Source organism: Saccharopolyspora phatthalungensis (genome assembly GCF_014203395.1).
GTDB classification, from domain to species: domain Bacteria; phylum Actinomycetota; class Actinomycetes; order Mycobacteriales; family Pseudonocardiaceae; genus Saccharopolyspora; species Saccharopolyspora phatthalungensis.
The window spans coordinates 868,038-885,102 of record NZ_JACHIW010000001.1 but is presented as its reverse complement, the minus strand read 5'-3'; the positions used below and the strand labels follow the sequence as shown (position 1 = coordinate 885,102).

Annotated in this window: 14 protein-coding genes; 4 read left to right on the top strand and 10 right to left on the bottom strand. The window is 68.6% G+C overall.

Features of this window, described 5'->3' with window-relative positions; all coding sequences use genetic code 11:
• Window positions 1-2 precede the first annotated feature (2 nt).
• From BJ970_RS03900 to BJ970_RS03885, 4 genes are all read right to left on the bottom strand, one after another.
• Window positions 3-590, bottom strand: a complete 588-nt coding sequence (locus BJ970_RS03900) for a biotin transporter BioY (protein WP_184723839.1) — start codon at window positions 588-590, stop codon at window positions 3-5.
• Between the two features lie 125 nt (window positions 591-715).
• A complete protein-coding gene (locus tag BJ970_RS03895) occupies window positions 716-2,884 on the bottom strand; it encodes an ATP-dependent DNA helicase (protein ID WP_184723836.1) in 2,169 nt (722 codons plus the stop codon).
• Window positions 2,885-3,010: 126 nt separating this feature from the next.
• Window positions 3,011-3,580, bottom strand: a complete 570-nt coding sequence (locus BJ970_RS03890; protein ID WP_184723833.1) for a nicotinamidase — start codon at window positions 3,578-3,580, stop codon at window positions 3,011-3,013.
• 66 nt (window positions 3,581-3,646) lie between these two features.
• A complete protein-coding gene (locus tag BJ970_RS03885; protein WP_184723830.1) occupies window positions 3,647-4,951 on the bottom strand; it encodes a nicotinate phosphoribosyltransferase in 1,305 nt (434 codons plus the stop codon).
• Window positions 4,952-5,062: 111 nt separating this feature from the next.
• Between BJ970_RS03885 and clpS the strand changes: the two genes are divergently transcribed.
• A complete protein-coding gene (clpS, locus tag BJ970_RS03880; RefSeq protein ID WP_184728852.1) occupies window positions 5,063-5,356 on the top strand; it encodes an ATP-dependent Clp protease adapter ClpS in 294 nt (97 codons plus the stop codon).
• Entirely contained in the window at window positions 5,357-5,920 is a 564-nt protein-coding gene (locus BJ970_RS03875; RefSeq protein ID WP_184723827.1) for a DUF2017 domain-containing protein, read from the top strand.
• 41 nt (window positions 5,921-5,961) lie between these two features.
• Here BJ970_RS03875 and BJ970_RS03870 read toward each other — a convergent pair whose 3' ends face one another.
• Both BJ970_RS03870 and BJ970_RS03865 read right to left on the bottom strand, forming a co-directional pair.
• Window positions 5,962-6,864 carry an IS5 family transposase gene (locus tag BJ970_RS03870; RefSeq protein ID WP_312864098.1) on the bottom strand — a complete coding sequence of 301 codons (903 nt, stop codon included), beginning with the start codon at window positions 6,862-6,864 and terminating at the stop codon, window positions 5,962-5,964.
• A gap of 114 nt (window positions 6,865-6,978) precedes the next feature.
• Window positions 6,979-8,412, bottom strand: coding sequence for an NF041680 family putative transposase (locus tag BJ970_RS03865; RefSeq protein ID WP_312864426.1), 1,434 nt, complete (start codon window positions 8,410-8,412; stop codon window positions 6,979-6,981).
• A 1,246-nt stretch (window positions 8,413-9,658) separates the two neighbouring features.
• Here BJ970_RS03865 and ltrA (BJ970_RS03860) point away from each other — a divergent pair.
• On the top strand, window positions 9,659-10,960 hold the full coding sequence (gene ltrA / locus BJ970_RS03860; protein ID WP_221467022.1) for a group II intron reverse transcriptase/maturase: 1,302 nt from the start codon (window positions 9,659-9,661) through the stop codon (window positions 10,958-10,960).
• Between the two features lie 172 nt (window positions 10,961-11,132).
• Window positions 11,133-12,494, top strand: a complete 1,362-nt coding sequence (ltrA, locus tag BJ970_RS03855) for a group II intron reverse transcriptase/maturase (protein ID WP_184723821.1) — start codon at window positions 11,133-11,135, stop codon at window positions 12,492-12,494.
• A 137-nt stretch (window positions 12,495-12,631) separates the two neighbouring features.
• Here the strand turns inward: ltrA (BJ970_RS03855) and BJ970_RS03850 are convergent, their stop codons facing one another.
• The 4 genes from BJ970_RS03850 to BJ970_RS03835 all read right to left on the bottom strand — a co-directional run bounded on the left by BJ970_RS03850 (window position 12,632) and on the right by BJ970_RS03835 (window position 17,036).
• Window positions 12,632-13,540 (bottom strand): TAXI family TRAP transporter solute-binding subunit, encoded by a 909-nt coding sequence (locus BJ970_RS03850; RefSeq protein ID WP_184723818.1) that lies wholly within the window; start codon window positions 13,538-13,540, stop codon window positions 12,632-12,634.
• Window positions 13,540-14,910 (bottom strand): sensor histidine kinase, encoded by a 1,371-nt coding sequence (locus BJ970_RS03845; protein ID WP_184723815.1) that lies wholly within the window; start codon window positions 14,908-14,910, stop codon window positions 13,540-13,542. Before BJ970_RS03845 ends, BJ970_RS03850 begins: the two co-directional genes overlap by 1 nt.
• 110 nt (window positions 14,911-15,020) lie before the next feature.
• On the bottom strand, window positions 15,021-15,680 hold the full coding sequence (locus BJ970_RS03840) for a response regulator transcription factor (protein WP_184723812.1): 660 nt from the start codon (window positions 15,678-15,680) through the stop codon (window positions 15,021-15,023).
• A gap of 45 nt (window positions 15,681-15,725) precedes the next feature.
• Entirely contained in the window at window positions 15,726-17,036 is a 1,311-nt protein-coding gene (locus tag BJ970_RS03835; RefSeq protein WP_184723809.1) for an MFS transporter, read from the bottom strand.
• Window positions 17,037-17,065: the final 29 nt, after the last annotated feature.

Genomic DNA, 17,065 nt, shown 5'->3' with positions numbered 1-17,065 from the left:
GCTCAGCCCTCGGCGGTGGCGCGGCGCGCCGAACCGGTCAGTGTCGCCGGGATGGCGCGATGCCCCGCGACGGCGACGAGGGAGACGGCGACGAGCTTCACGGCGTCGCCGGGGACGAACACCAGCGACTGCACGGCTGCCGCGCGCAGGTCGCCGATGACCAGGCCCCAGTACGGGATGCCGATCAGGTAGTCCACGGCGACTCCGGCGAGGTTGGCCCCGAGCAGCACGAACAGGCCGGGCTTCGGCAGGCTGCGCTGCACGATCAGGCCGACGACAACCGCCGAGACCACCCAGCCGACCACGAATCCGCCGCTGGGTCCGATGAACGGTGCGATGCCGCCGCGGCCGCCGGACAGCAGCGGCAGTCCGATCGCGACGAGGGCGAGGAACAGCAGCACGGCCGCACCGCCGCGACGGGCGCCGAGGATGCTGCCGGCCAGCAGCGGGCCCATGTTCTGCAGCACGACCGGCACCGCCGCGCCGCCGAGGTAGAAGCCGGGGAAGATCCCGAGGACGGCGATGAATGCGGCGAAGACCACAGTCCTGGCCAGGTTCGCGGCGGGCGCGGCTTGGCGTGGTGCGGACACGGCGTCTCCCTAGCGGTTGATCGACAAAATTGCTTCAGAGCGGCGGGCTCAACCTACCCGCCAACCCCGCCGGAACAGAAAGCCGAACGCGGGATTGTCGATCTGCTACAAAGTTCTCCGGTGCGCTAGACCTCCGCCGCGGCTGCCGACAGGCGTCGCAGTGCGCCGCGCACGACCTCGGGATCGTGGGTGGTCCAGAACGGCGGCAGCGAAGCGCGCAGGAACCCGCCGTACCGGGCGGTGGCCAGCCGTGGGTCCAGCACTGCGATGACACCGCGATCCCGCGGCGACCGCAGCAACCGTCCGGCGCCCTGCGCGAGCAACAGGGCCGCGTGCGTGCCCGCCACCGTGATGAAACCGTTCCCGCCGCGTTCGGACACCGCTTTCTGCCGGGCCGAGGCGAGCGGGTCGTCCGGTCGCGGGAACGGGATCCGGTCCATCACGACCAGTTGCAGCGAATCGCCCGGCACGTCCACGCCCTGCCACAGCGACAGGGTGCCGAACAGCGAGGTCGCCGCGTCTTCGGCGAACCGGCGAACCAACAGCGCGGTGGCGTCGTCGCCCTGGCACAGCACCGGGGTGTCGAGCCGCTCGCGCAGCTCTTCCGAAGCTTGCTTGGCGGCGCGCATCGAGGAGAACAAGCCGAGCGTGCGGCCTCCGGCGGCCTGCACCAGCTCCGTCAGCTCGTCCAGGTACTCGGGTGGCAGCCCGGCGCGGCCGGGCGGCGGCAGGTGCCGGGCGATGTAGAGGATGCCGCTGCGCTGGTGCTCGAAGGGCGACCCCACGTCCAGCCCGGTCCACTTCTGATCGCCGGTGTCGGAGGGGGCCTCCTTCGCGGTGGCCATCCCGGCGACCGCCTGGGCCTGCTGCTGTGGCGGCAGGCCCCACTGCCGGGCGAGCGTGTCGAACGAGCCGCCCAGCGCCAGCGTCGCCGAAGTCAGGACCGTGGTGCGCTGCCCGAAGAGCCGTTCCCGAAGCAGTCCGCCAACTCCCAGCGGCGCGACCCGGATGGACGGCGGGCGGTTCGGTTCCCCTGATACCCACACGACATCGTGCTGCGTGTCGCCGTCGAAGGCATCCAGCAGCCGGACGGCGGTGTCGTGGATTTCTTCGGTGAGCGCATGGGCGAGCTTGCGCGCCGTGCTGCCATCGGTGTCTTCTTTGCGTTCCGGGCCGAGGGCGTTGACGCAGGCCCACGCCGCGTCCCGGGCCACCGTGAGCGCACCGCCGAGGTCTTGCGGAAGCTCTTCCAACCGACCGGGATTGGCCGCTTGCAGCACCAGGTCCAGCCCTTCCGCGGCCTCGTTGAGCCGGTCGGCGATCTCCTCGTCGATGACCCGTCCGCAGCGCCGGGCCGCGAGCTTGACCGCGCCCGCCGTGAGTTCGCCGGTGGCCGCCGAGGTCACCCGGTCCACCAGGTCGTGTGCCTCGTCCACCAGGACGACGTCGTGGTCGGGCAGCACCGGCCGGTCGTCCAGCGCGTCGATGGCCAGCAGGGCGTGGTTCGTCACGACGATGTCGGCACGCCCGGCCTCGGCCCTGGCGCGCTCGGCGAAGCAGTCGACCCCGGACGGGCAGCGGTGCACGCCGAGGCACTCCTTGGCGGTGACCGACAGCTGCCGCCAGGCCTGGTCGGTTACGCCCGGCACGAGCTCGTCGCGGTCGCCGGTTTCGGTCTCGGTGGCCCATTCCTGGATCCGCTTGACCTGCCGTTCCAGCGCCGACGCCGCGAAGGCGTCGAACAGGGCGTTGTCGTCGGGTTCCGCGGGCGCGTTGCCGTGCACGCGGTTCAGGCACAGGTAGTTGCGGCGGCCCTTGAGGATCGCGAAGGTCGGCCGTCGCCCGAGCGCTTCGGCCAGTGCCGTGGAGAGCCGGGGCAGGTCCCGGTCGACGAGCTGGCGTTGCAGCGCGATGGTCGCGGTCGAGACGACCACGGTGGTGCCTTCCGCGACGGCGTGCCGGATCGCCGGGACCAGGTACGCCAGCGACTTCCCGGTGCCGGTCCCGGCCTGCACGGCCAGATGCTCGCCGGAGCCGATGGAGTGCTCGACCGCTTCGGCCATCCGGGCCTGCCCGTCGCGTGGCACGCCGCCGACCGCTTCGATCGCGATCCGCAGCAGGGTCGGCAGGTCCGGGATGTCGTGCTTGGCCTTGCCCACCACCGGAAGTTCCGGCGCGTCCCGCTCCGTCCGGCCGCCCCGGGCGAGGTCGGCGGCGATTTCCGGTGGCAGTTCGTCGTCTTCGTCGGGCTCGAACGCAACCGGGTCAGACCATCGCGGGACAGAGGTGGGCACGGGGAGAAACTACCGCGCACCCCTGTCCACCGAAGGCGGACACCATCGTTCCGCGATGCGCCAGCTGGTCAGGCGTCCTCAGCAGTGCCGCGCGCGCTGGCCCCCGCAAGCTCAGGTGCCGGTGACCTACTGGACGATGGGCGCCCCGATCAGGTCGACGCCCGCCGAATCCAGCTCCGATAGCGCCGCGTCGACCGTTTGGCGCGATACGCCCGCCGTGAGCTCCAGCAGCACCGTGGTCTCCAGCCCCGCCCGGGCCGCGTCGAGCGCCGTCGCGCGGACGCAGTGGTCGGTGGCGATGCCCACGATGTCCACCCGGCGGACGCCGTGGTCGGCGAGCCAGTCGCGCAGCGGCCGGTCCCGGAAGTCGATGCCCTCGAAACCGGAGTAGCCGTCGCTGTACTGGCCCTTCGAGAACACGGCCTCCACCGGGCCCACGTCTAGCTCCGGGTGGAAAGCCGCACCGGGGGTGCCCGCGACGCAGTGCCGCGGCCAGGAGCGCACGAAGTCCGGCTCATCGCTGAAATGCGCGCCGGGATCGATGTGGTAGTCGCGGGTGGCCACCACGTGGTCGTGGTCGAACCCCGCGAGGTACCGCGAGATCGCCGTCGCCACGCTCGCGCCCCCGGCGACCGCGAGCGATCCGCCCTCGCAGAAGTCGTTCTGCACGTCCACGATGATCAATGCCTTGGTCATCACGACTCCCTCGCTGCCGTTACCGCAATTCTGCAAGCGCCGCCTGGCCTTGGGAAAGCGCGGAACTCAGGACCCGTGGAACACCGTCGGGATGGCCGGCTCGCCGTGCGAGAGCTTCAGGCCCTCCCACGGCAGTGTCACCAACGCGTGCCGCAGCCGCTGCCGATCGTCCTCCAGCGTCGGCAGTTCGTCGACGCGCTTCCCGTCGCGCAGCAACGGGATTTGCAGCAAGCGGTCGTGCGGCCCCAGCACCGGCTCGGCGGCCCCCGGCGCCACCTGGAAGATGACCTCCTCCACCGCGGTGCCGGTCTCCTTGTGCCGCCGCACCGCCGCCTTGCGGCCGCCGCGCGACGTCTTGTGCGAGCTGCGCTTGGCGACCGGGCGTCCCTCGACCTCCACCAGCTTGTAAACCATCTCGGCGGTCGGCGCACCGGAACCGGTGACCAGCGCGGTACCCACCCCATAGCCGTCGACCGGCTCGGCGCGCAGCGCCGCGATGGCGTACTCGTCTAGGTCGCCCGAGACGACGATCCGGGTGCTCATGGCGCCGAGCCGATCGAGCTGCTCGCGAGCCTGCCGGGCGAGCACACCGACATCGCCCGAGTCGATCCGGACCGCGCCCAGGCCGGTCCCGGCGACCTCCACCGCCAGCTCGATGCCGCGGGTGATGTCGTAGGTGTCGACCAGCAGCGTGGTTCCCGTGCCCAGCGAGGCGATCTGGGATTCGAAGGCGGAGCGCTCGGAGTCGTGCAGCAACGTGAACGCGTGGGCCGCCGTACCCGCGGTCGGGATTCCGTAGCGGCGGCCCGCCTCCAGGTTCGAGGTGGCGGTGAAGCCGGCGAGGTAGGCGATCCGCGCCGCGGCCACGGCCGACTCCTCGTGGGTGCGCCGCGAGCCCATCTCGATCATCCGCCGACCGTTGGCCGCCGACACCATGCGGGCCGCCGCCGCGGCGATGGCGCTGTCGTGGTTGAGGATCGACAGCACCAGCGTTTCCAGCACCACGGCCTCGGCGAAGGTGCCGCGCACGGTCAGTAGCGGGGAGCCGGGGAAGAACAGTTCGCCCTCGGGGTAGCCGTCGATCTGCCCCTGGAAGCGGTAGTCGCGCAGCCATTCCAGGGTCGTGTCGTCGACGACCCGGGCGGCGGCGAGCTGCTGAAGTTCCGGCTCGCCGAACCGGAAGTTCTCGATCGCGTCCAGCGCTCGGCTGGTGCCGCCGGTGACCCCGTAACGCCGACCATTCGGCAACCGCCGGGTGAACACTTCGAAGGTGCACGGTCGGTGCGCGGTGCCGTCCCGCAGCGCGCTCGCGAGCATCGTCAGCTCGTAGTGATCCGTCAGCAGCGCGGTGCTACCAGTCGGGGAGCTCATGCCGCAGACATTACGTGGTGGGCGGGGGGTGTCCACCCGCCGAACCCGGTGGGTGGCGGGTTTGCCCGTGTGGTCGACACGGCCGTGACGGCCGCGTGCGACGATGGGGGCATGACCTCGCCCGCTGAAATCGAGCGCGCGCAACTCGAGCCGGACGCATTCGGTACCGAGGACAGGCCGTGGGTGACCGTGGTGTGGAACGACCCGGTCAACCTGATGTCCTACGTGACCTATGTGCTCCAGAAGATCTTCGGTTACACCCGGGATCATGCGACGAAGTTGATGCTGGACGTACACCACAAGGGCCGCGCGGTGGTGTCCTCGGGCTCCAAGGAGAAAGTAGAGGGCGACGTGGCGAAGCTGCATGCCGCGGGCCTGTGGGCGACGATGCAGAAGGATTCCTGAGTGGAAGGCTGGACCCGCAAGAACGGTCACCTGCAGGCCGAGCTGTCCCAGCAGGAGGCCGCGGTCATCCGGGGCCTGGTGGGCCAGATCAAGGACATGCTCACCGCCCGGACCGACGAGGCGCCGAAGGACGAGCTGGCCGAGCTGACCGGCATTCGCACCGGACCGGCGACGCCGCCGGAGGACCGCGTGCTGGCGCGGTTGCTGCCGGACTTCTACCGGCGCGACCCGATCACCGGCGAGACCGATGAGGAGGAGTCGGACGCGGCCGGTGCGATGCGGTCGCTGCACGAGCCGGGGCTGCTGGAGGCCAAGACCGGAGTGGCCACGCTGGTGCTGGAGACCTGCCCCGCGCAGGGCGGACGAGTGAAGCTGACCGGTGAGCAGGCCGACGGATGGCTGGCGGCGCTCAACGATGTCCGGCTGGCGCTGGGCACGGCGCTGGACATCGAGGAGGACATGCCCGAGGAACTGCCCGACGACGACCTGCGCCGCGAGCACCTCGGCGTGTACCAGTGGCTCACCTGGGTCCAGGACAGCCTCGTTGGCGCTCTGACGGAGTAGGACGCGAGCAGCGGCTTAGACGCTGTTGGGTATGTGAGTGATTACGCTGCGAGATGGGTCTCCACGGTGAGTCGGCGGGCGGCTTCGCGTTCGGTGGTGTTGGACCACTGGACGGTCTGGCCGGCCAGCCGGGTGGCCATGAGGCGGATCATCGCGAGCTTGATCATGGTTTCGGAGTTGACGGTCCGGCGTTCGTAGTCTCGTGCGAGGCGGCGATGACGGATCAGCCACCCAAAAGTTCGTTCGACCACCCACCTGCGCGGTAGCACCTGGAACCCCTTGACATCGTCGCTGCGTTTGACGATTTCCAGTACCAGTCCGAGTTTTTCCTTCGCCCAGGCCAGTAGGCCGTTGACGATGGAGTTGGCGTATCCGCCATCGGCCCAGACCAGCGCGATCGAGGGGAACCGGGCGGCCAGGCGTTGCAGGATCTCCCGCCCGCCGACGCGGTCCTGGACCGACGCGGAGGTGACCATGACGACCAGCAGCAGGCCGAGGGTGTCCACGATCAGGTGCCGTTTGCGGCCTGTCGTTTTCTTGCCCATATCGAACCCGCGCGCTTGGCCGCCCTCACTGCTTTTGATGGACTGGGCATCGAGCACCGCCGCCGACGGGTCCGCCTGGCGCCCGGCCTGGATACGGACCTGATCGCGCAGCGCGTCGTGAACACGGTCGATGGTGCCGTCAGCCGCCCAGGTCCGAAACCAGCGGTAGGCGGCGTCCCAGGGCAGCAGATCGCGGGGAATCATCCGCCACTGACAGCCCGAGCGCAGCACGAAGAAGACCGCGTCCAGCACCAGACGATCGCCGTATCTCCTTGCGGCACCGCCCTTTCGGCGGTCTCGTACCGGCATCAACGGTTCCAGGACCGCCCACACCTCATCGGTCAGACTGGACGGATAACATGAGCGGCGATCATCCCCGCCGGTATCGCAGTTGCACACACAACCAGATGACGGCGGGGATGATCTTTTGGTCTTCCCGACACGCCAACCATGATCAACATCACGTGGCGCTACGTGCCCACCCGGTTACCCAACAGTCTCTTAGCTTGTTGTTTAACCTGTGCGGTTTTGGTGTTGTTGGAGGGTGAGGTTGCGTTTGATGGTCTTGCCGACATCGTGACGGGTGGCGCGGTGGGTGTTGGGGGAGCCGGGTGGGCGTCCGGGACCGGGTCGGGAGGGTTTCGGTGCGGCTGCCGGGTGACCGGCCTTCGCGCGGATGTTGCGAAACCCTCGCCGGACGCGGGCGGGAGTCAGCCGGCGGGGCTCGGTGACCGGTTTTTCCCAGGGGCGTCGAAGGTCTTCGGTGATGGGGCGGGCGAGGCGTAGTTGCGTGTGGGCGACCAGGATCAGCCAGGTCCAGCGATCGGCCGAGTCGGGTGCCCGCAGTTTCGGGCGGGTCCATCCGAGGGTTTGCTTGAGAAGTCGGAAGGTGTGTTCGAGGTCGAACCGGCGTAGGAACGCCTGCCAGAGCAGATCAACCAACTCGGCGCTGGCGCCGGTGACCGAGGACCACAGCCACACCGGTGTGGGGTCCCGATCGCCGGGCAGGTGTTCGACCTGCAAACGGATCACGGTGCCCTCGACGAGAGGCAGCTCGCCCTCATGGTCCAGCCAGGGGCCGCGGTGGGTCAGGCGCGGGTGCAGCCGGTCCCAGGCCCGCGCCTGGGCGTGTCCGTAGCGGGTGGTGTCGGTGTCGGTGGTGTGGTCGGGGGCATGCCAGCTGTTCTGGTCGGCCAGGGTGAACACGCCGCCGTGCTTGTGCGGACGCCCGATGGTCCCCGGCGGCCGGGGCGGTGCGGGCCGCAGCATGACGCGGTCGGAACGGATTCTGCCCACCAGCTCGACGGGCAGATCGGCCAGAACGAAGGCCAGCCGGGTCACGTCGTAGCCGGCGTCGGCCACGATCAGGATGTGTGGATCGCCAGGCTGCCAGTGCCCGGCGTCGATGATCCGGCCCACGACCTCACGCAGTTGAGCGGCGGTGACCGCGGTGGCATCGTCGGCGGGCCCCAGCCGCACCGCGTCGAGGATCGCCGTCCAGGAGGTACGCCCGGTCTCCAGCGCGGCGACAAAGGAGTAGGGCCAGCCCGGGATGAACTGCGAGGCACTACGGGAGCGGCCATGGACATGGCAGAACAACCGCTCGGGGCTGCACGGGGCGTCCGGACGCAGCCAGGGTGAGATGTCCACGGCCAGGGCGATCCGCCCGTCTGCGGCGCGCGGTAATGGCAGCTCGGCCACGGTGGTGCGTAACCGGTCGATCTCGATGCGGCCGTGGTTGATCGCGTCGTAGCCGGCACCATGCCCGCGCCGATGCTCCGCGGTAAGGGACAGTTCGGCCAGGCTGGTCACCGGCCCCGCAGTGCACAGCACCGCGTCGGTCAGCTCGAACAACGCATCCCCCCGCCTGGTCAGACACTCGTCGTAGAACCGCTGGCGGAACCCGGACAGCTCCCCGAACGCATCGGCCTGGCCGGTGTCGTGCACACTGATCATCGAAGCCCTTGGTTGTGATCTTCCTTCTGTCGCAAGAGGAATGATCAACCAAGGGCTTCTTCCATGATCAACCGGGGGCACACCCCGGTGCTACCTGGTTAAACAACAAGCGTACGTCCAGCAGTCCGGGCGTCATCGCAGCTCAGAAGGGATGTGAACAGATGTAACCGGGCGACAAGCTCAGGGCAGCCAGCCGGTGTGAGTCCGGTCCGGGGAGACGCCAGGGTCCTCGGTAGCTGACTCCCGGCGTCGATCGAGAGGTCGGCGTCGAAGTGGAGTGACAAGCGCCCTTCGGGGGCGTGCAACCGGCCAGTCCGCAACATCAAGTGAAGCCTGCAGCGTCGTTATTTAAGCCCTGTCAGCGATGACGGGGACCAAGGAGGAGCCGAGCCTGTGCTTGAACGGCGAAGGCCATGGAAGGCGATCTTGGACCTGGAGCGGTCGCCGAGGAACCTCCCGGCGTAAGGGGCGTGGAATGGTCGGAAGGTTGGCCTGGGAACTGGAGAGAGCCTCCTCGGCCCCACGCATGCGGCGTGGGAAGCGTGGCTTGCCTATAACCGGCGGAACCGGGAAGTGGCGGGCTGTCGAGAGGCAGTCGGAGGGGGCAGTAGTGTGCGCCGGGCGGCGCAGAGAGCTTGCTGGTGAAAGTCCAGCCGGACCGGCCCCAAGCGGGGTCCGTAGCCGAAGGCGGGGGTAATGCCTCGCTGGGCGCTGTTGGGAGGTGGATGTGATGGCCTTGGGCTGTTGGGTCGTGCTGACCAGTGGCGCAGGACAGGGCGCTCACCGTGAGGTGGGGTCTGAAGGGTTTGAGGCGAAACACCGAGCCGTAGCCGAATATGGCGAACCGGTCGGCCCGATCCAGGTGATGCCGAGCCTGCACTATGGGGGCGAAGGAAATACTTGGGGCATCTGGACACAACAAGGTGTGTGCGGGCGGCGCGGTGGGAAAGTTCTCTGCGTTACCCCGGGAGGTCTCGTACGGTCCCGCTCGACGGGGCTGGGTAGCTGGGCGTATAAGCCGCGAGGTGAAATCGCTGGTGATGCCGTGCGAGAAGTCGGAGTGATCCACGGTACTGAGGAACCAAGGAACAACAGAAACCTTGGGATCGTCGTGGTGGTGCGACGGCGGGCGGTGACTCAAAAGGCATCGACCTGGGGAAGGGATCACGGTGGAAATGGCGAGTCGGGGTGTGGTGTCGAGTGAGTAGGTGGCGCCGGACTGATGGTTGCTGAGGCAATGACCGAGGTGGCGTTGGCTGAGGAGACTCGGAATCACGCAACGGTGGGCCAGGTAGGAAAGAAACGTATGCAGGTGCGGAAGGCGCACTCGCTGATCGGTCAGATCCACGATCCACGCAATGTGGTGCGGGCGTGGGAGCGTGTGCGAGCGAACCGAGGTGCGGGTGGTGTGGATCGGGTCAGTATTGACCGGTTCGACTGCGAGCAGGATCGCTATCTCACGGTATTGCGACAGCGGCTGGCTGATGGGCGTTATCGTCCGCAGCCGGTGCGTCGGGTGGAGATCGATAAGCCAGGATCGACGGCCAAACGTCCACTGGGGATTCCTACGGTCATGGACCGGGTATGCCAGCAGGCGATACGGCAGGTGCTGGAGCCGATTTTCGAGCCGACGTTCTCCGAGGTCAGCTTCGGGTTTCGTCCGAAGCGGTCGGCGCACATGGCGATGCGTCGGATCTGGGGACAGTTGCAGGCGGGTGGGAGATGGATCGTTGACGCGGACATCGCCGATTTCTTCGGGACGATCTCGCATGACAGGCTCGTATCCCTTGTGGCGGAACGAGTTGCCGACGGTAAAGTGTTGAGTCTGATACGTCAGATTCTCACGGCCGGAGCGCTGCGGGACGGCGTCTACGAAAGCACGGTCGCGGGCACGCCTCAGGGCGGAGTCATTAGTCCTTTGCTCAGCAATATTTATCTGCACGTTTTCGACGAGCGGATGGAGCGGGCTGGATTCCAGGTGACCAGGTATGCCGATGATTGGCTGGCAGTCTGCCGGACTCGGGAGGAAGCGGAGCGGGCGCTGGCGAGCGCCTGTGCGGTGCTGGAGGAACTGGGTCTGCGGATTCATCCGGAGAAAACCAGAATCGTGCACGTCAGTCAGGGGTTCGAGTTCTTGGGCTACAAGATCGGCTTGGGCAAGGGTTTGCGCTTCAAACAAGGTGGTATTGGTTTGTATGCGATTCCCCGGCAGCAGTCGATCGACCGGTTCAAGGACAAGGTGCGCGCGTTGACACGGCGGCGCATCGCGGTGCCTCTGGAAGAGTTGATCGACATGCTGAACCCGGTGATTCGAGGATGGGGCATGTATTACCGGCGCGCGAACGTGCGCAGGTTGTTCAATCGACTCAACATGTGGATCGTGCGACGAATCTGGGGATGGCGGTTCAAACGATGGCGAAACGCCGGATGGCGCACGCTGCCGGAGAAACGCCTCTACGGTGAATATGGCCTGGTCAACCTGCTGCAACTGATTCCCAGCATGCGCGATTACTACCGCCAGAAGGGCTATACCCATTGAGAGCCGCTTGCGGGAAAACTGCACGAGCGGTTCGGCAGGGCGGGCGGAGGTAGCGGACCCTGGTCCGCCGCCTCCCCCGACCCGACAGTGCCGATCGGCGGGACAACACAACCCGCTGGGAGCGAAGGGCCCCTACTTCATCGACGCGATCCGCGAACAGGGAGGGACTCGGGTGAGTGCCGTATCGGCTAGTTCCGCCCGCCGGGAGGACACGGGCCGCGAGCAGCGGCGTCCTCTGGACAAGGTCCGAGCCTTGCAGTGGACGCTATACCGCTGTGCCAAGCAAGAACCCGAACGCCGGTTTCATGCCTTGTATGGCCACGTCCACCGCATGGACGTCTTGTGGCGGGCTTGGATCGGAGTGAGTACGAACCGGGGAGCCGCCGGGGTGGACGGGGTGACCGTCGACGCGGTGGCGGCCGCGGGGGTGGAAGCGTTCCTCCAGGGCCTGGCGGAGCGACTGCGGACGCATAGCTATCGTCCGTCAGCGCTGCGGCGGGTCCAGATTCCCAAGCCGGGGCGGCCGGGGGAGTTCCGGCCGTTGTCGATCCCCACCGTGGCCGACCGGGTGGTGATGATGGCCGCGAAGCTGGTGCTCGAACCGGTCTTCGAGGCCCAGTTCACCGAGGCCAGCTACGGGTTCCGGCCCAAGCGATCCGCGATAGACGCGTGCGAGGCCGTGCGCGTCGCAGCGAACCAGGGTCGCGAATGGGTATTCGAGGCCGACATCCGGGACTGTTTCGGCACGATCGGGCATGACGCCTTGCTCAACGAGGTGGCCCGCCGGGTGGCGGACCGGTCGATGCTCAAGCTGCTGCGGTCCTGGCTGAGGATGGGAATCCTGGAGGGCGGGGTGACTTCCCCGACCGGGGCGGGAACCCCGCAGGGCTCGCCGATTTCCCCGTTGATGGCCAACATTGCGTTGCACGTGCTGGATGAGGCATGGCAGCACGAGGGCCGCCGGTTGGGGATCTTGGTGCGCTACTGCGATGACTTCGTGGTCTTGTCGCCGACCAGGCAGCGCGCCGAGCAGGCGCGTGAATTGGCCGCGAGGGTGCTGGAACGGCTCGGGATGCGGTTGCACCCGGAGAAGTCCGGCATCGTCTGCCTCACCAGGGGCGGGCAGGGCTTCGAGTTTCTCGGATTCCACCACCGGAAAATGGAATCGTGGAGATGGCGGGGCAGGTTCTACCTGCAACGCTGGCCCTCGGCGCGAGCGATGCGGGTGCTGCGGGACAAAGTCCGCGCGGCGACCGCGTGTTCGAAGGCGGTCCGGCCGCTGTCCGCGGTGGTCGCCGACCTCAACTCCGTACTACGCGGGTGGGGTGGCTATTTCCGTAACGGGAACTCCGGGCGGAAGTTCAACGCTGTCGATGGCTACGTCCACGAGCGGTTGGCGATCCTCGCCAGCCGCAAACATGGCCTCAGGGGCCGGAACTGGACCACCCGCTTCACTTATGGGTGGGTCACCCGGCTCGGGGTCTACCGCTTGACCGGGACCGTGCGCAGGGCGACGGTGCATGCCAGTCGGTGAACGATGTCGGAAAGCCGTGTGCGGGAGAACCGCATGCACGGTTTGATGCGGCGGGGACTGGAAACGGAGCGTTATGCCACCGCGCCAGTCTCCGACCCTACTTAGACGCCTCTGCGGAACGCCGTGCGCCGGACGATTCAGCCGTGCAGGTCGCGGTAGGCGCGTGCGGCGCCGGGATGCAGCGGTATCGTGCCGGTGCCAATCAGGTTCCGGACGTCCAGGTACTGAGTTCCGACCGCCTGCTGCGGGACCAGGAACGGCGCTCGGAGTACCAGGACCCGGACCACCGCTTCGGCCAGGTCCGCGGGCAGTTCCGGGGTGCAGGCCAGGATGTTGGCCACCCCGACCGTCGGGGTTGCGGTGGTCCGCCGGTAGGCGCCCGGCGGGACCAGGACCGGATCGCACACCGGGCCGCAGGCGGCCTGCGTCGCGTCGAGCGGCAGCAGCCGGATGCCGACCCGGTCGTCGAGCGTCTTGAGCACCGGCGTCGGCAGCCCGCCGGACCACAGCAGCGCGTCGATCCGGCCGCCCTCCAACGCCGCGATCGCTTCTTCGAGCGGTAGCGACTCGCGGCGCACACCGGGGTGCGCCGCGAGCAGGCGGGAGCCGATCAACGCCGTCCCGGACTTCGCGGCGCCGATCGAAACGGAGCGGCCGACCAGCTCATCGAGGCCGTGCACGGGGCTGTCGGCCAACACGACAAGCTGCGTGTAGTTCTCGTACACCCGGCCCAAGGCGCGCAGCGCAACCCGCGGGCCGAGGTCGCCGTTGCGCGCCGCCATCGCGGTGTCGGCGAGCACCATGCCGAGATCGGCGAGTCCGTCGCGCAGCAGCTCGACATTGGCGACGCTGCCCTGGCTGCTCGACACCGTCATCCGCAGGCCCGGCTCGGTGGCGGACACTTCGGCGGCCAACTGCCGGGCGAAGGCGGTGTAGAACCCGCCCGGCTCACCGGCGCCGATGCGGAGCGTGCGCTCCGGCGTTCCCCCGGAGCAAGAACTGATCAGCCCGGCACCGGCCAGCGCGAACAGCGTCCGGCGGCGCATCACGCGTCCCCCCGGACCGGCAGCTCCACCCGCACCGACAGGCCGTGCGGCCGGACCGGTTCGATGCGCAGCGAGCCGCCGCGAGCGCTCACCAGCCGGTCGGCGATCGCCAGCCCGAGTCCGGAACCGCGACTGCCGCGATGCCGCCCGGCGCGCCAAAAGCGTTGCGCGGCAAGCGAGATCTCCGCATCGGACAGGCCCGAACCGGTGTCGCTGACGGTGAGCGCGCAACTGCGCGGCCCGGCCTCGCAGCGGACCGTCACGGTCGTCCCACGGCCGGCGTACTTGATGGCGTTGTCCAGCAGGATGTCGAGAATCTGGGCGAGGTCATGGGCGGGGATGTCGGTCTCGGCTTGGTCGAGCCGGGTATCGGCGAACCGGATTCCGGCCGCCTCGGCGGCGGCCCGCCACGCCTGGATCCGGTCGCTCGCCACGGCGTCGATCTCGCTCGGTTCCACTGTGGACTCCGGCCCGCGATCGGCCGTGGCCAAGGCCAGCAGCCGGTCCAGCAGGGACTCCAACCGGGCCACCTCGTCCAGCGCGGACCGGTAGGTGTTCGTTCCTTCCGGCGTGATCCGCCGTTCCAGCGCGTCGACCCGCAAGCGCAGCGCTGCCATCGGGTTGCGCAGCTGGTGCGACGCGTCCGCTACGAGCCGTCGCCGCTGCTCGTCGGCGTCCGCGACCGCCTCCGACATCCGGTTGAACGACACCGCCAGTTCTCGGAGCTCCGGCGGCCCCGCGTCCACCGGAACCTGCGAGCGGCGCGATCCGGCGCCCACTGCCCGGACCCCGGCCCGCAGGTCCGCCAGCGGCCGCAGAACCCACCGGGCCAGCACCCACGCCAGCAGCCCGCAAACCACCAACGCGCTCAACGCGCCCGCCGCGATCAGTGCCCACCGCCCGGTGATGTCCTGCGTCGCATGCTGGACCGAAGCGCGCAGGACTACAGCGCCGGTCACCCGCGTGCCGTCGCCCACCGGGCGGTAGCGGATCAACTCGACCTCGGACCACGGCCGCAGCCACGGCACCGGGCCGGCCAGCTCGTTGCGCAGCGCCTTGTCGATCAAGTCGGCCACCTCGGCGGCCCGCATCCCGCCCGTTTCCACCACCGGCGCGCGGTTCGCGTCCACCACCACCAGCGGCTCGCCGTAGAGCTCCGTGTACCGCCCGGTCTCGATGATCAGCTGGGTCGTATCGCCAGTGGCGAAGGCGTGGTCGGCGAGCGCGGCGAACCGGTCCAGGTCGGCGGTGCGGGCCAGCACGAGCTGCTGCGTCCGCTCCGCGGCCGTGGCGCGCAGCAGCGGGGCGGCGAACCCGGCCACCGCGAGGACCGAGAAGGTGAGCAGGACCAGCAGCAGCCTCCGGCGCATCAGCCGCCGCCGCAAGTCAACGCTGGTGCGTGGTTCTTATCGGAATGGCCGCTCACGAGCCCAGCCCCACACGGCTGCGCTGGTGCTTACCGGACGAAGCACTCACCGGCTCAGTGCTCCCCGAACCGGTAACCGAAACCGCGGATCGTCACCAGCAACTCCGGGCGCCCCAACTTGGCGCGCAGCTGCGCGATGTGCACGTCCAGCGAGCGCGAAACCGCGAGGTAAGCATCGCCCCACACCTCGTCCATCAGGCGCTGCCTGCTGACCGCCGTACCGGCCTCGCCCGCGAGCACCGCGAGCACGTCGAACTCCTTCGGCGTCAACTCGACGTCGTGGTCCTCGACCCGCACCCGGCGGGTCCGCAGATCGACGCGCACATCGCCCACCAAGACCTCGTCGGCCGCCACGGGCATCGCGCGACCCCGCCGGGCCACCGCCTCGATACGGGCCAGCAACTCCGCCATCCGCACCGGCTTGACCAGGTAGTCGTCCGCGCCGGAGCGCAGGCCGCGAACGACCATGCGCTCCTCGCCGCGGGCGGTCAGCACCACCACCGGAATCGGCCCGATCCGGCGGAGTTTTCGCAGCACGTCAAGGCCATTGGCATCCGGCAGGCCCAGGTCCAGCAGCACCAGGTCGTGGTCCCGGTGCCGGGTCAGCGCGTCCGCGCCGCGAGCGACCCGGGTGGGCTGGTGGCCGTGCGCGGTGAGGACTTCGACCAGCGCGTTCGCCACACCATCGTCGTCCTCGACGAGAAGCACGCGCACCGGCCACCTCCGAAGTTCCCGCCCAGAGTATGGCCACGCGCCGCATCAACCCTGCAGACGGGAGTCCTTCGAGGTCTCCCGCATCCGCAGGTAGACCAGCAGCGAGATCAGCACGCAGCCGGAGACGTACCAGAAGAACACCGGTTCCAGGTCCGCCTGCTTGAGCCACAACGCCACGTACTCGGAGGTGCCGCCGAAGATCGCCACCGTCAGCGCGTAGGGCAGGCCAACCCCGAGCGCGCGGATGTTGGTCGGGAACAGCTCCGCCTTGACGATCGCGTTGATCGAGGTGTAGCCGGTGACGATCACCAGCCCGGCGAGCATCAGCGCGAACGCCGCCACGGGGTTTGTCGTGGAGCCGAGCAGCGTCATGAGCGGAACGGTCAGCACGGTGCCGCAGACCCCGAAGCCCAGCAGCAGCCAGCGTCGCCCAACGCGGTCCGAAAGCGCGCCCGCCAGCGGTTGCAGACACAGGAAGACCAGCAGCGCCAGGAAGTTGATCCACGCGACGGTGCTCTTGTCGATGCCCGAGGTGTTCACCATGAACTTCTGCAGGTACGTCGTGTAGGTGTAGAACGCCACCGTGCCGCCGAGGGTCAGCCCGACCACGAGCAGGCATTCCCGGGGGTGCTGCAGCAGCGCCCGCACGGTGCCGCGAGCGTCGCTGCCGCTGGATGCCTTCTTGTAGCTGTCTGTCTCGTCCATGCTGCGGCGCAGCCACATCACGATCAGCGCACCGATCGCGCCGATCACGAACGGGATCCGCCAGCCCCACTCCGACATCTCGTCGCCGCTGAGCACCTGGAGCAGCACGATCTGCACGCCCAGCGCGGTGAGCTGCCCGGCGACGAGCGTCACGTACTGGAAGCTGGAGTAGAAGCCGCGCTTGTTCGCGCTGGCGACCTCGGACAGGTACGTCGCGGAGGTCGAGTACTCGCCACCGACCGAGATGCCCTGCACCAGGCGGGCTAGCACCAGCAGCACCGGGGCGCCGAGGCCGATCGTCTGGAAGCCCGGCGTCAGCGCGATCACCAGCGAGCCGCAGGCCATCAGGGTCACCGAAAGCGTCAGCGCGGCGCGGCGGCCGAAGCGGTCCGCGTAGCGGCCGAGCAACCAGCCACCGAGCGGACGCATCAGAAAGCCGATGGCGAACACGCCCGCGGTATTGAGCAGTTGGGCGGTCAGATCGCCCTTCGGGAAGAACGCCCCGGCGAAGTACACGCTGAAGGCGGTGTAGGCATACCAGTCGTACCACTCGATCAAATTGCCGATCGAGCCTCGCAAGACATTGGCGACCACCCGGCGTTCGCCGCCGGGCCGTACCGCCTCGCCGCGGCCGTGCACCTCAGTAGACATCCGTCCTCCTCGTCGTGAACGAACTCACA

Excerpts from the sequence above, each read along its gene's own strand:
- BJ970_RS03890 (WP_184723833.1), bottom strand. The coding sequence starts at position 3,580 with ATGACCAAGGCATTGATCATCGTGGACGTGCAGAACGACTTCTGCGAG.
- BJ970_RS03885 (WP_184723830.1), bottom strand. The coding sequence starts at position 4,951 with ATGAGCTCCCCGACTGGTAGCACCGCGCTGCTGACGGATCACTACGAG.
- clpS (WP_184728852.1), top strand. The coding sequence starts at position 5,063 with ATGACCTCGCCCGCTGAAATCGAGCGCGCGCAACTCGAGCCGGACGCA.
- ltrA (WP_221467022.1), top strand. The coding sequence starts at position 9,659 with ATGACCGAGGTGGCGTTGGCTGAGGAGACTCGGAATCACGCAACGGTG.
- BJ970_RS03850 (WP_184723818.1), bottom strand. The coding sequence starts at position 13,540 with ATGCGCCGCCGGACGCTGTTCGCGCTGGCCGGTGCCGGGCTGATCAGT.
- BJ970_RS03845 (WP_184723815.1), bottom strand. The coding sequence starts at position 14,910 with ATGCGCCGGAGGCTGCTGCTGGTCCTGCTCACCTTCTCGGTCCTCGCG.
- BJ970_RS03835 (WP_184723809.1), bottom strand. The coding sequence starts at position 17,036 with ATGTCTACTGAGGTGCACGGCCGCGGCGAGGCGGTACGGCCCGGCGGC.